The following is a 13,630-nucleotide window of genomic DNA, read 5'->3' as shown; positions in this document are numbered from 1 at the left end:
GGATATTTATAATCCGTCAGATCAGCGTAATGTGCTGAAATCCTTTTTCCCTTAATATATCAGCCAGGTAAGCCAGATACTCCTGGTTTGGAACCTGGTAATGCGAATACTGCTCCCTGACTCCCATCGGACGGTATGCAATGATCTTTACGCGGATATCGTTGATCTTGAGATATGGTGCAAGAAAATCTCCCATCTCACGGATACTTCTCTCTGTATCATAAAGATCCGGTACGATGACCGCTCTTACTTCATAAAGCTTGGAAGTTTTTGCCAGATATACAGCATTCTTCAACACCATTTCATTTGTAAAATCGGTGACCTTCCTGTGCTCGGCAGCTTCAAACGCTTTGATATCCAGCATTACGCCGTCTGATACTTCCATCAGTTCCGGATAATCCTCAAACGGGATCATGCCGTTGCTGTCGATCAGTGTCCCCAGTCCGTCCTTCTTTGCCAGGCGGAACAACTCTGTCAGGAACTCCGGCCAGAGCATGCACTCTCCCCCTGAAACACTAAGACCTCGGATGAACGGAATCTGCTTCTTAACTTTTGCATAGACTTCTTCCGGTGTCATCTCAAAGGTTCTCGGAGAACTGTCGTTGGGACAGACGTGGATGCAGGTATCACACTGTACACATTTCGATGGATCGAACGCCACTTTGCCATTCTCATCAAAAGACAGTGCACCTGCCAGGCACTGTTTCACACAGGTACCGCATTGTACACATAATTTCCTTGTTTCCGGATTGTGGCAGTATTTGCAGTTGATATTACATCCCTGCAGGAACACTGCCGTCCGGTTACCCGGACCATCCACACTGCTGAACGGGATGATCCGGTTCACTACTGCTTTCATTTAACGTACCTTTCTCTCCAGGATATGTCCGTTTCTTGCAGCACCAAGCCCCAGAGCTGTGGTATCCTGCAGAACAGCCTCTCCGTTTGCAAGTTTCTCAAGTTCAGAACGTTTTACAAGATATCCTGTGACACGGATCACATCGCTGTCGCTGGAATAGAAAGACAGGTAACGAAGATCCATCTTGAAGGAGCCCTTGATGATATCCAGTACATACTCCGGATTGCGATGAACAGTCATATCGATCGGGAAGATATCGCCGGTTCCTGAAGTAAAGTATTTGTGGAACTTTCTCAGCACGTTGAGCTGATCGATCAGTTCTTCCGGTTCCTCGCCGATCGGGATACGTGTTCCCGGAGTTACATTCTCATCCTCAGCAAGTCCTACCTGTGCATGAAGGAGGAAATGTCCGCCGGTTCCTTCACAATATTTATTCTTGTGGTTCAGATTAAATTCCTTGATGATCTCCATGATCTCCACACCCAGATCATTGGCTGCTTCATCATGTCCGAAACGTCCCTTGAGACCTTCTTTTTCGAAAAGGATATTGACACAGTCAGCAAGACCTACCAGACCATACATGCCGGAGAAACGATCTCTGTGGATAAATCCTTCTTTTGCCAGGAAGTTATTCTCAAAGAATCCGCTCTCTTCTACCTCGAACTTGATTCTTGCATCCATGTAACGGGCCATGATATCCAGTACATATGGAAGTTCACGTTCTTTGAAATCCTGGATGTTCTTTGCTCTCTTGGCAATGTTTCCAAGGACCAGACGGCAAAGGGTATACGCACCGCCGCCAAGCAGAAGGCCATTGTAGCAGCTGGCGATCACATAATTCTCACCAAGCTCGCTCTTGAACATCTTGTGATTGGCAAAGCTTGGTTTTGCGCTGTGCATTGCACAGTCGATCGCTTTGAGGGCAAAATCATCCGGAGTAATGTCTTCGTCATATTTGAAGCTTAAGTTCGGAACTGCATTTTCCAGTTCTTTCTCAGCTTCCAGAAGCAGACGTCCTGCCTTGGTCTCTCTCGGTCCGATGTTTGCATGTGAGAAGGAATCGAGGATCGTGCGGTCCATCTGTGTCAGGAACAGCTTCAGCATCTTTTTTGCCTGAGCTTCATCGACGGTATCGATGTATGGCTCCAGTAATTCATCCAGCTGTCCTACGTAAACCGGGTAATTGGTAACACTCGGTACATGTTTATAAAAGATCATCAGGCTGTTCAGTGCCTCATAGAGATCGGTCGGCGGATCGAGCTGCAAGAATTTGCTTCCTTCTTTCAGGAATTTCGCATAATCCGGGATAATGTAACGCGGACGCATCGGCGCATGTCCTTCAGACAGGTCGCAGATACATTTGCGGTCGATCGGTACATTCAGAAGCTCATCCAGTCCTTCCGGAAGATCAAGGACTTCCATCAGAGAATCTGCCTGATTTGCAAGGCAGGTCAGCTTCTGTTCATGAGTCAGCGTTGCGCTCTCTATAATTTCCAGAATGTTTTTTCTTGTTTCATTGACTCTTTCCATAGAAATGTCACGCATAGTAATTCCTCCTAAAATACTATAAAAAACTATTATTTTCCCTCAGTTGTCTTATCTTATTTATACCATATTTCCTGTAAACAAAAAAGAACAAATGTCTTTTTTTGCTGTCAAAAAAAGTGCTGCAAAAACTGTTTTCAGTCTTTTACAGCACTCTTTGCTCCACTTGTACCGTTTATTTGGATTTTACAAAAATCTTTCCGTTGGCTGCCGGTGTGTGAGCCTTACCAACAAACAGTACCAGTGCAATGATCGTTACCACATATGGAATCATGGAAATCAGGTTCGGGGATACCACATTGCTCTGTGCTGCCAGAGATTTGATACCACTGCAGAGACCAAACAGAAGGCATGCCTTTGTTGCGCCCTCCGGTGAGAATTTACCAAAGATTACAGCTGCGATCGCAATAAATCCCTGTCCTACAATAACGCTTGGACGGAACTGGTTGATGGTTGCCAGAGTTACGAATGCGCCGCCAAGTCCTGCAAAAAATCCTGACAGGATCACACAGGTATAACGAACTTTGTAAACATCGATTCCCAGAGATTCACATGCTTCCGGATGTTCTCCGACTGCACGGAGGTGTGCTCCAAATTTTGTCTTATAAAATACAAACCAGCACACAAATGCAAGAATGAATACCAGATACGCTACTGCGTAAACATTTAATACGTTGTTCCAGAATGAACCTGTCGGGAAGACACCCTCAAACAGCTTCGGAAGCTTGCAGCTTGGGTCCATAGCCGGTGTATCTGATGAGTTATTATACATTGCCTTGCAGAGAAACAGTGCAAGTCCAGGTCCCAGGAAGTTGATCGCTGTACCGGCGATCGTCTGGTCTGCGTGGCAAGAAATACATACAAATGCATGGATCAGGCCGAACAATGCGCCCGCCAGTCCTGCACATAAGAATGCGATCCAGCCGTTTCCGGTAGTCAGGCCCATTACCGCTCCGGTGAATGCACCAATTGTCATCATACCTTCGATACCAATGTTTACAACTCCACATCTCTCAGAAAAACAGGAGCCAAGTGCCGCCAGAAGAAGCGGCGGTGTTGCGATCAGAGTCGCATTGATCAGAAGACCAAGGTCTTTAATTAATCCGTTCATCTTATTTAGCCTCCTTCTTCTTTGCAGCATTCAGTACGAATACTTTGAATACGTGTGAGATGGCGATCAGGAGAACAACACATCCCATGATAATATCAACAACTTCAGACGGTGCCTTTACGATACTGAGCTTGGAACCGCCATATTTCATTGCACCATAGAAGATACCGGAAAAGATACATCCGATCGGGTTGGATCCTCCGATCAGGGCAACGGTGATACCTTCAAATCCAAATCCTTCCTGTCCTGCAAACTGGCTCAGACGACCTGCCATACCAAGTACCTGAACCGCGCCGCCGAGACCGGATAAAAGACCTGAGATTCCAAGTGCAGTCAGCACAGAACCATCTGCATTGATACCGCCATACTGTGCACAGTTTCTGTTAAATCCTACGGCTTTTAATTTGTATCCAAGTGTTGTCTTCTCGATGATGACCCAGATAACTACTGCTGCGATCACTGCGAACAGAATGCCCCAGTGTGCTGCATTACAGTCCAGAGCCTTACGGATACCCTCCGGAAGAAGAAGTCTCGCGTTTTCGGCGATATCCAGTGTCGCTTCACTGCTCTCTCTGTGGATTCCCGGAAGGTTTACCACATAGTTGGACAGATAAAATGCGATCCAGTTAAACATGATAAAGGACAATACTTCGTGAATACCTCGTTTTACTTTGAGGACACCTACGATCAGAGACCATATACAGCCGGCTGCTGCTGCCGCCACCAGGCATACAAGTGCATGAAGGACCGGCGGAAGCTTGAGGACAATGCCAAGTACACAGGCTACCAGACTGCCGATTACGAACTGGCCTTCTGCTCCGATGTTAAATACACCTGTTCGGAAGGAGAAAGCCACACTCAGTCCGGTAAAGATCAGCGGGCTCGCATAAACCAGAGTCCACACCAGATATTTCGGTTTGCTGAAAATACTGTCAAACAGCTTGCCATATGCTACTGCAGGACTGATTCCGGCGATCAGAAGAAATATCGCACCTACCAGGAAACCTGCAATGATCGCAACGATGGTATAGAGTACATTGCTCTCAAGAATGCTTTTTTTCTTATTCATTTGTTTTTCCTCCTGCCATCATAAATCCAAGTTCTTTCTCATCTGCATCCTTACCCGGAACACTTCCGGTGATCTGGCCATCAAAGATAACCTCGATTCTGTCAGACAGACTCATGATCTCATCCAGTTCGAAGGATACCAGTAAGACCGCACGATTCTTGTTTCTCTGCTCTACCAGATATTTATGTACGAACTCTATCGCACCTACGTCAAGACCACGGGTCGGGTTTACTGCGATCAGCAGTTCCTTGTCGTTTGTCACCTCACGGGCAATGATAACCTTCTGCTGGTTTCCACCGGACAGTGTACCCGCCGGTGCTTCTGCACATCCTCTCGGACGGACATCAAACTTCTCGATCAGTTTCTCTGCATGTTTCTTGATCGCTTTTCGGTTCAGAATGCCGTGATTCGAAAACGGTTCTTCCTCAAAGTGCTGCAGAATCAGGTTGTCTTCATTGGAAAATTCCAGGATCAGACCATGTTTCTGACGGTCAGCAGGAATACTGGAAATTCCATTCGCAAAAGTTTCCTTAGGACTCTTATTGAATACGTCCTTACCAAGTACAGTAACCTTGCCGGATTCTGCCTTACGAAGACCTGTCAGGACTTCTACAAGCTCTGTCTGTCCGTTTCCATCTACGCCGGCAAGACCTACGATCTCACCTCTGCGGACATTCAGGTGGAATCCCTTGAGGATCTCTACGCCTCGGTAATCCTTGGCATGCAGATCATCGACCTCCAGAACGACTTCGCCTGGTTCCATGTCTTTCTTGTCAACTTTGAAGTTGACATCACGACCTACCATCATGGCTGCCAGATCATTCTCGTTTACATCTGATACCTTTACGGTACGAATATATTTACCCTGACGGATGATCGTACAATTGTCAGAGGAAGCAGTGATTTCTTTGAGCTTATGGGTGATCAGGATAATACTCTTGCCATCTGCGGTCAGGTTATCAATGATCTCCATAAGTCCCTCGATCTCCTGTGGTGTCAGGGAAGCAGTCGGCTCATCCAGAATCAGTGTCTCTGCACCACGATACAGAACCTTGAGGATTTCCACACGCTGCTGCATACCTACGGAAATATCCTCGATCTTTGCGTCAGGGTCTACTTTCATTCCGTAACGCTCGGACAGTTCCAGGACTTTCTTTCTTGCTATTGCCTTGTCGACGGACAGGCCCTTGGTCGGCTCCATACCAAGAATGATATTTTCGGTCACAGTAAATGGCTGGATCAGCATAAAGTGCTGGTGTACCATACCGATTCCGATATCAATAGCATCCTTCGGACTGTTAAAATGTACTTCCTTTTCATTAATAAAAATCTGTCCGCTGGTCGGTTTGTAAAGTCCACAGAGTACGTTCATCATTGTACTCTTTCCGGCTCCGTTCTCTCCCAGGATCGCGTGGACCTCTCCTTTGTGTACGGTCAGATTGATGTGGTCATTCGCTGTAAAATCGCCAAACTTTTTTACGATGTCTTTCATCTGGATTACGACTTTGCTCTCATCCATATGGCTTGTTCTTCCCACGTATGCCGCCTCCTTTGTTTGTTGTTTTGCTCTTTTCACTGTCTCCAGTGGACAGGAAAATAAAATTGCTGTGCATTCCGTTCACAGTAACGAAAATGCAGGATATTTTCTTCTCCATTGAAGATAGAAAATCTGGAAATCTTTGTCTCTATATGCATCGACGGGGCTCTGCATACGCAGGCCCCGTACAGACGCAAATATTAGATTACCGGGTAAAACGGTCACTTCTTAGTCAAGAACATATACGTCGCCGTATTTTGCCTCGAAATCATCTTTGTTATCCGGAATAACAACATCACCGCTGATAATCTTTTCTTTTACTTCGTCAACTGCCTTGATTACATCATCTGAGATCAGATCCTGAGACGGAGCGATATCAACACCACCTGCTGCCAGGTCGAAAGTCTGAACGCCGCCCTCAAGCTTATCATCGATCAGTTCCTGTACTGCATCATATACAGCATTGTCAACACGTTTCATAGCAGAGGTAAGAACGGTCTTCGGAGCGATGCTGGACTGGTCAGAGTCAACACCGATCGCATATACACCAGCTTCCTGGCAGGCCTCGATAACACCAAGTCCTGTAGCACCAGCTGCCTGGAATACGATATCAGCGCCGTTGGTGATCGCTGTGTTTGCCATAGTCTTACCTGTAGCGGAATCTGCAAAAGAGTTTGCATTGAACTGCTGAACAGTGATATCCGGGTTAGCATCAATAGCACCTGCACAGTAACCATATCCAAACTGGTTCATGGTCTCGTTAGTCATACCTACTACAAATCCGATATTGTTGGTCTTGGTAGTTAAACCTGCAACATATCCTACCAGATAAGAAGCCTGCTCAGCTTTGAACATCAGGCTGGTAACATTTGGAAGATCGATGCTTGAATCATCAATGATAGCGAATTTGGTATCCGGGTTAGCTTCTGCTGCTTCTCTGGTAGCATCTGCCAGCATATAACCAACGCTGATGATCAGGTCATAATCCTCGTCTACGAAAGTTTCCATATTTGGCTGATAATCTGCATCTGTAGCAGACTCCAGATAGTTAACCTCTACTCCGAGTTCCTCTCCGGCTTTTTCAAGTCCCTCCCATGCTGACTGGTTGAAGGAACCATCGTTAACTCCACCTACGTCTGTGATCAGACCAATCTTAAACTCGTCGTCTGCTGCTGCAACCATCTGCGGCATAGCACTTACGGAAGCTACCATAGCAGCTGTTAATACTGCAGCCATTACTTTCTTTCGCATAAATTGCCCTCCTTTGTTTTTTGTCTAATAATACTATGATAACATCTTTTTTATGAAATGAAAAGACGAAATTTATTTATCTTTCATGATTTGTTTATGGTTATTTTATTTTCCAGTACCTGCGTGATCGTGGAAAACAGAGTGTCTATCTCGATCGGTTTCGCCACATAGGCATCCATTCCTGCTGCCAGCGCAGCTTTGTGGTCCTCTTCGAAAGCATTTGCGGTCATGGCTATGATTGGTGTTCTGGCACGGTCATCCAGCAGTTTTCGGATTGCTTCAGCTGCCTGGTATCCGTTCATGTGCGGCATCTGGATATCCATAAGGATCACATCATAATATCCCACCGGTTTTGCCTGCAGCATGGAAAGTGCGATCTCACCGTCCCCGGCAGCCTCTACTTCTGCATGTGCATCCTGAAGGATCGTCACTGCGATCTCAGCATTTAATTCGTTATCTTCTGCGAGAAGGAGCCGTTTATTTTTCAGAGTTTCTTCCTGTACAGCATCCTCTTTCGAATCTTTTGAAAGTTCTTTTTCCTCAGAGATCCTGCATGGGAGAAGAACGGTAAAACAGGAACCTTTTCCTGGTTCACTCTCTACGGAGACACTGCCATTCATCAGGTCTGTGAAGGATTTTACGATACGGAGCCCCAGCCCGGTTCCCATGATGCCGTTTTCGGAAGAGCTTTTTTCACGGGTGAAAGCTTCGAATAATAAAAAGCAGCATTCTCCTGCATCATCTCGATGCTCTGCACTTCCTCATCAAAATAATATTCTCTGTCATTATCGGGACTGACCTGTCCTTCTTCATTATCAAGCGTGATCTCAATCTCCATGTCTTCGCTCAGCAATGGATATTCCCGACTTTTCTTCTCAATCAGATTCGTAACCATCTGCAGCATCTTCTGTGCATTATGACCTTTTTTACATATGATCTTCATTTACATTCCTCTTTTGCTCAAAACTTTCAGAAATATTTTTTGAATAACCGATATGTGTTATGTTATCACATTTTATGCTGCAATTCTATTTCTCAGGGGATTTTGCATTTTAATTTGTACTTATTTGCATTTTTACTCCTTCTCCAGAAGTTTCTTATACGACATATCCATGCCGAATGCGCCAAACGGGGCGGTGATGATGATGGCCATGACTGCTACGGAGAGGATGATCTTGCCGCAGCCAAGGCCTGCTGCCAGGGGGACGGAGCCAATGGCGGCCTGGACGGTTGCTTTTGGCAGGTAGGCGAGTACGCAGAAAAGTCTTTCTTTCGCATTGAGGTTTGTTTTTACCATGCATAGAAGGACTCCACAGGCACGAAAAATAAGTGCGACCAGGATCATAAAGATTGCCGCAGCTCCGGCCTCCAGGGTGTATCGGATATCCACCGCCGCACCGACAAGAACAAACAAAATGACTTCTGCTGCAAGCCAGAGTTTGCCAAATTTCTCGGATAAACGTTTTGAGACAAAAGCAGTGCTTTTCATCTTGAGGACGCAGGCCATGCTGACAACTGCAAGAAGTCCGGATATGGCAATCTTTCCTTCCAGCCAGCCTTCGATCGCGATCAGCAGGAAGGAAACACCCAGTACAATGATGACCTTCATGCTGTTTCTGACATAATGTTTTTTGGCGTATGCTGTCTCAAAAAACAGATAGAGAAGATATCCGACAACCGCTCCAAGTGCAACTCCAAGTACGATCGATACCGGGATATTGAGGAAGGATTTTACATCTGCCTTATCTCCCTGCGCCATTCCAAGGAATGTTGTGAACAGCACAATCACAAAAATATCATCACAGGATGCACCCGCCAGAATCATCTGCGGGATTGCTTTGCCTGTACCATATTTTGTTTCTATCAGTTTTACCATGCGTGGGACCACCACCGCCGGCGATACTGCTCCGAGGACGGCTCCCATGACTGCCGCATCCACTCTTGAGATTCCCAGGATCGCAGGCGCGCACAGAATATAACCAAGGATCTCAAACGATGCCGGCACAAAAGACATCATAACGGCGGGGCGGCCTACTTTCTTAAGGTCTTCCAGATTCAGCGACAGTCCGGCTTTGAGAAGAATGATGATAAGTGCCATCTTTCGCAGATCTGCTGAGATTGACAGTATCGATGGATCCAGCAGGTCAAGCACATACGGTCCGAGAACGATTCCCGTAACCAGCATGCCAATGATCCGTGGCAGTTTCAGATATCCGCAGATGGCCCCCATTGCAAGGCCAACCAGAAAAATAAGTGACAATGATGTTAACATAAAAAATTTCCTCCTTTTCTTTCCCTCAGACGCAATCAGCAGTACAACGCAAAAAGAGCTGACAACTTCTGCGACTGAATAATCGTAGAAGTCATCAGCTCTGAATAAGCAGTTTAGGTTTCCCATGGGAGAACTTCATTCCCAATTCGGGTAAATCATACTATTTTCGTAAAAGAAAGTCAAGAATTTTTATTTTAGCACTGTCCTCTTTTTCCATTCTTAAGATCCTCTACAATCTCATTATAGCGTTTTTTATTTAAACGATAGAAGAACAGTACAATCGCAGTCACGATCCAGAGAATTCCGGGGATTGTTGAAAATGAGTGTTTCATGATACTGATGACAGCAGAATTCTGCGTCTGATTCGCAACATAACCATATTTACCAAGAAGCATTGCAAGCATCGCAGTTCCGATTGCCATTCCGATCTTATTTCCCAGTGAGACAAATGCATACTGGAATCCATCGTTCCGAAGACCCGTTTTCCATTCTCCATATTCCACACAGTCCGGGATGATTGCATAAATTGCGGTATTAAATCCAGAAAAGAAGAATTGTGTCACTCCTGCCAGTGCATAGAAAATGACTGCACTTTCTTTTACATTGAAGAAATACATGCTCAACATGGAAATACCGGTAAGCAGTGCAAAAACAGATGCAGTTCTTCCCTTGTTGTCAAGTTTACGGAATACTGGCTGGAAACATGCTGCTCCAATGATCGACGGGATAATAATGCACATGGAATATGTTGTATAATAAGCTGCATTTCCTTCCACATAAGTAAAATAATAGAGAACATCTGCATTTCTTCCATAAAGAGTAAATCCAAAAAGTACCTGTCCGATCAGTGCAAGTATATATGGCCGGTTCTGCATAACTGCTTTTAGCTGAACTTTAATGGAAATTTTTTCTTTCTCCGGCGTTGTCACGGCTTCCTTTGTTTTTGCAAAGCAGAAGAAATGACATGCTGCAAAAATACATCCATAAATAATCGCTACAAACAGATATCCATTTTTGGTGCTGTGGCTTCCGAGTTTACTGATCAGTGGAACCGTGATGATATTGATGATTCCAATTGCGATCATCGCCGCTACAGAACGGGATGTGTTGATCTTGGCACGCTCATCGATATCCTGTGTCATTGCTCCACAGAGGGTTCCATATGGAATATTTACACAGGTGTATCCCAGAACCAGCAGACAGTAAGTAATGACCATATATATAATCTTTGCCTTGTCTGACCAGTCCGGATGTGCCCAGAAAGTCAGCATCAGAAGGATTGCTGTGACCGGTGCTGCAACCAGCAGCCACGGTCGGTATCTGCCCCATCTTGTCTTGGTCTTATCAGTCAGTCCTCCGACGATCGGATCGTTGATCGCATCCCAGAATCTTGAAAAAAGCATCAGCGCAGAAACCGCTGTCATACTGATTCCAAAAACATCCGTATAAAAGATCATCAGAAAATTACTCACAAACATCCAGCTGAAATTGCAGCCTACATCTCCAAATCCATACGCAATCTTGCTGATCAGCGGCACTTTTCCATCTTTAAATTCTTTTCCCATGGCTTCTCCTGCTTCCTTCGCTTTATTTTTCCTGTACGTTGATAATGACTTTCATTGTTGTTTCACGGTTGTCATCAATGTAGTGATATGCTTCCAGATAATCCTTGAATGCAAATGTTTTGGAGATCAGAGGTCTTAAATGAACTTTGCCTTCATTTACAAGTTTAATACCATCTACATAATCATCGTGGCGATACATCATAGTGCTCTTGATATCCAGCTCATGGTCATTTGCTACAGCCAGATCGATTTCTGCCATTCCTGCAAAAACTGCAACCAGTACGATCACGCTGCCCTTTCTTGCATATTTGATTGCCTGTCCCATTGTGATATTATTTCCGGCACAGTCATAGATCACATCTGCTTTGTCCGGTCCAAAAGCTTCTACCATTGCTTCTCCAAAGTCTTTGTTCTTTGTATTGACGCAGACATCAATTCCACATTCCTGTGCTTTTTTGAGACGAAGGTCACTGACATCTGTGATCATGACTTTGGCGGCTCCCATTCCTTTGGCAGCCTGTGCCACCAGGTTTCCGATCGGACCTGCTCCAAGGACTGCAATATTCATGCCTTTCACATCGCCCATCTGTTTTACTCCGTGAACTGCAACTGCCAGCGGCTCGATCATTGCACCTTCCTCATAGGACATTTCCTCTGGAAGTGGTGTTACCTTGGATGCATCTACTGCGAAGTATTCGGATGCCGTTCCGGTTGTCTGGAATCCCATAACCTTCAGTTCCTCGCAGAGATTATATTTTCCATGGCGGCATGGATAGCAGTGTCCACAATATACCTGTGGTTCAATGGTGATCTTCTGTCCTTTATGAAATCCTGTTACATTAGCTCCAAGTTCTACGATTTCTCCGGAAACTTCATGTCCCTGTGTAACCGGATATTTCGTAAAAGGATGTTTGCCGTGATATACATGGATATCTGATCCGCAGATTCCGATATTCATGATCTTTACAAGAACCTGATCGTCCTTTACTTCCGGAACCGGAACCTCTCTGAAAATAATTTCTCCTGGTTTTGTCATTACCTGCTGTAACATAATAGTTTCCTCCTTGTTTTTGTTATGTATTATCTTTTATTAAATGTTTTATTAAAGTAATTACATTATTATTCAGAAACTCTCTTTTGTCAAGAGTGTTCTTATCACTTCTCTCTATTGCACAATATTAGAAATCAGTTTTTGTGCAGGTTTCATAGATACACTGTGCATCATCCCACAACAAAAAATCTCTGAGCAAAATCTGCCTTTTGACAGACCTTGTTCAGAGATTTCCGAAAATAAAAGTTCTCAGCTTCTATTCTATATTTTTGATAAAATCCTGTAAAAAATGTTTCGCAGCACCTACTGCGGATGCTTCTCTCTTGTAGGAGCAGTTTCTGAGATACCGGATATCATGATCGAAGCCATTGTATTCCATCACTTTTTCCCCCAGTGGAAGCATATGTTCTGCCAGATATCCACCAACTTCTCCACCAAGGATGATATCCATATCGTATGCCATACGCAGATTTGAGATCAGGACCGCCAGCATATCCAGATATTCGCTCCATTTTTCTTCCGCTGCTTCGTCACCGGATTTTAACTGTTCCATAAACGTTTCCAGAGAATTGATTTCATCTGTAAGTGCACTTGCTGCACAGTAGGCATCCGCACACCCTTTCTTGCCACAATAGCATTTACGTCCTCCCGGAACCAGAATCATATGTCCGAATTCTCCTGCCTTCTGATTTTCTCCCTGAAACAGCTTTCCACCAATACAGAATGCTCCGCCCAGCGTATTGTTCAGTGACAGGTAGATTGCATTTTTATATTTGTTCATATCCTCTGCCATCATTGCCGCATTTGCATCATTTTCGAAATAAACCGGAAGATCAAATGCCTGTTCCAAAAAACTCAGGCTGTAATTTTCCAGCTGCAATGCATGTGATTTTATAAGCAGATGGGCTTTCTGACTGATGATTCCCGGAATTGAAATACCAATTCCAAGAATCCGGTCCTGATACTCTGTGTCCTTCAGAAATTCTGATGTCAGTACAGAAAGATCCTGACAGTAAGATGCATCCGGTGAAAACTTCATACGGACACGCCTGAATTTCACGATTTCATATTTCAGGTTTACAAGTACTATCCCCACATGATTTGCTGTGATCACAATTCCTACAGAATATCTGTAGGACGGATTGATTCCTATGCTTTTTGCCTTGCGTCCACCAGTAGATTCATATTCTCCGGTTTCTATAATGATTCCTTTTGCGATCAGATCATTTATATTTGAAAGAACTGTGGGCATACTCAAGTTCAGATTTTTGGATACTTCTGCCTTGGATGTTATTTGATTGTTGATCACATAATTCAGGATTCTGGATCTTGTGATAGTTTTTTTATCTGTTCCAGCCATTTTTGCCGAC

General features: G+C 44.7%; 12 protein-coding genes and 1 riboswitch. All 12 genes read right to left on the bottom strand.

Translation table 11 applies throughout. The annotated features are described in order from the left end of the window. Positions 1-16 precede the first annotated feature (16 nt). The 12 genes from DXC01_RS05755 to DXC01_RS05700 all read right to left on the bottom strand — a co-directional run bounded on the left by DXC01_RS05755 (position 17) and on the right by DXC01_RS05700 (position 13,620). Entirely contained in the window at positions 17-859 is an 843-nt protein-coding gene (locus tag DXC01_RS05755) for a YjjW family glycine radical enzyme activase (RefSeq protein ID WP_118698487.1), read from the bottom strand. Next, complete coding sequence (locus tag DXC01_RS05750) at positions 860-2,404, bottom strand: YjjI family glycine radical enzyme (RefSeq protein WP_022213810.1); 1,545 nt, start codon at positions 2,402-2,404, stop codon at positions 860-862. A gap of 175 nt (positions 2,405-2,579) precedes the next feature. Beyond that, positions 2,580-3,515, bottom strand: coding sequence for an ABC transporter permease (locus DXC01_RS05745; protein ID WP_022213809.1), 936 nt, complete (start codon positions 3,513-3,515; stop codon positions 2,580-2,582). Position 3,516: 1 nt separating this feature from the next. Then, complete coding sequence (locus DXC01_RS05740; RefSeq protein WP_022213808.1) at positions 3,517-4,584, bottom strand: ABC transporter permease; 1,068 nt, start codon at positions 4,582-4,584, stop codon at positions 3,517-3,519. Further along, positions 4,577-6,103 carry an ABC transporter ATP-binding protein gene (locus tag DXC01_RS05735; protein ID WP_118698504.1) on the bottom strand — a complete coding sequence of 509 codons (1,527 nt, stop codon included), beginning with the start codon at positions 6,101-6,103 and terminating at the stop codon, positions 4,577-4,579. The genes DXC01_RS05740 and DXC01_RS05735 overlap by 8 nt, the downstream gene beginning before the upstream one ends. A gap of 246 nt (positions 6,104-6,349) precedes the next feature. Beyond that, the gene (locus DXC01_RS05730; RefSeq protein WP_022213806.1) at positions 6,350-7,372 is read right to left on the bottom strand and encodes a BMP family lipoprotein; all 1,023 of its coding nucleotides are present in this window, start codon (positions 7,370-7,372) and stop codon (positions 6,350-6,352) included. A gap of 83 nt (positions 7,373-7,455) precedes the next feature. Further along, positions 7,456-8,040, bottom strand: a complete 585-nt coding sequence (locus DXC01_RS05725; protein ID WP_243111554.1) for an ATP-binding response regulator — start codon at positions 8,038-8,040, stop codon at positions 7,456-7,458. After that, entirely contained in the window at positions 8,010-8,315 is a 306-nt protein-coding gene (locus DXC01_RS05720; protein ID WP_118698486.1) for a hypothetical protein, read from the bottom strand. Before DXC01_RS05720 ends, DXC01_RS05725 begins: the two co-directional genes overlap by 31 nt. 132 nt (positions 8,316-8,447) lie before the next feature. Then, positions 8,448-9,644, bottom strand: coding sequence for a cation:proton antiporter (locus DXC01_RS05715; RefSeq protein WP_022213804.1), 1,197 nt, complete (start codon positions 9,642-9,644; stop codon positions 8,448-8,450). Between the two features lie 78 nt (positions 9,645-9,722). Next, a riboswitch (Fluoride riboswitch) is annotated at positions 9,723-9,796 on the bottom strand. Positions 9,797-9,838: 42 nt separating this feature from the next. Continuing rightward, on the bottom strand, positions 9,839-11,209 hold the full coding sequence (locus tag DXC01_RS05710; protein ID WP_022213803.1) for an MFS transporter: 1,371 nt from the start codon (positions 11,207-11,209) through the stop codon (positions 9,839-9,841). 22 nt (positions 11,210-11,231) lie between these two features. Then, positions 11,232-12,260, bottom strand: a complete 1,029-nt coding sequence (locus DXC01_RS05705) for a zinc-dependent alcohol dehydrogenase (protein ID WP_118698485.1) — start codon at positions 12,258-12,260, stop codon at positions 11,232-11,234. Positions 12,261-12,516: 256 nt separating this feature from the next. After that, positions 12,517-13,620 (bottom strand): ROK family transcriptional regulator, encoded by a 1,104-nt coding sequence (locus DXC01_RS05700; RefSeq protein WP_118251826.1) that lies wholly within the window; start codon positions 13,618-13,620, stop codon positions 12,517-12,519. Positions 13,621-13,630: the final 10 nt, after the last annotated feature.

Source organism: Blautia sp. OM07-19, from assembly GCF_003481595.1.
Taxonomy (GTDB): Bacteria; Bacillota; Clostridia; order Lachnospirales; family Lachnospiraceae; genus Blautia_A; species Blautia_A intestinihominis.
The sequence above is the reverse complement of the archived record's forward strand: the minus strand, read 5'-3'. Positions and strand labels throughout refer to the sequence as shown.

Coding starts and splice junctions, on each gene's coding strand:
- DXC01_RS05755 (WP_118698487.1), bottom strand. CDS start 859: ATGAAAGCAGTAGTGAACCGGATCATCCCGTTCAGCAGTGTGGATGGT.
- DXC01_RS05750 (WP_022213810.1), bottom strand. CDS start 2,404: ATGCGTGACATTTCTATGGAAAGAGTCAATGAAACAAGAAAAAACATT.
- DXC01_RS05745 (WP_022213809.1), bottom strand. CDS start 3,515: ATGAACGGATTAATTAAAGACCTTGGTCTTCTGATCAATGCGACTCTG.
- DXC01_RS05740 (WP_022213808.1), bottom strand. CDS start 4,584: ATGAATAAGAAAAAAAGCATTCTTGAGAGCAATGTACTCTATACCATC.
- DXC01_RS05735 (WP_118698504.1), bottom strand. CDS start 6,103: ATGGATGAGAGCAAAGTCGTAATCCAGATGAAAGACATCGTAAAAAAG.
- DXC01_RS05730 (WP_022213806.1), bottom strand. CDS start 7,372: ATGCGAAAGAAAGTAATGGCTGCAGTATTAACAGCTGCTATGGTAGCT.
- DXC01_RS05725 (WP_243111554.1), bottom strand. CDS start 8,040: ATGGGAACCGGGCTGGGGCTCCGTATCGTAAAATCCTTCACAGACCTG.
- DXC01_RS05720 (WP_118698486.1), bottom strand. CDS start 8,315: ATGAAGATCATATGTAAAAAAGGTCATAATGCACAGAAGATGCTGCAG.
- DXC01_RS05715 (WP_022213804.1), bottom strand. CDS start 9,644: ATGTTAACATCATTGTCACTTATTTTTCTGGTTGGCCTTGCAATGGGG.
- DXC01_RS05710 (WP_022213803.1), bottom strand. CDS start 11,209: ATGGGAAAAGAATTTAAAGATGGAAAAGTGCCGCTGATCAGCAAGATT.
- DXC01_RS05705 (WP_118698485.1), bottom strand. CDS start 12,260: ATGTTACAGCAGGTAATGACAAAACCAGGAGAAATTATTTTCAGAGAG.
- DXC01_RS05700 (WP_118251826.1), bottom strand. CDS start 13,620: ATGGCTGGAACAGATAAAAAAACTATCACAAGATCCAGAATCCTGAAT.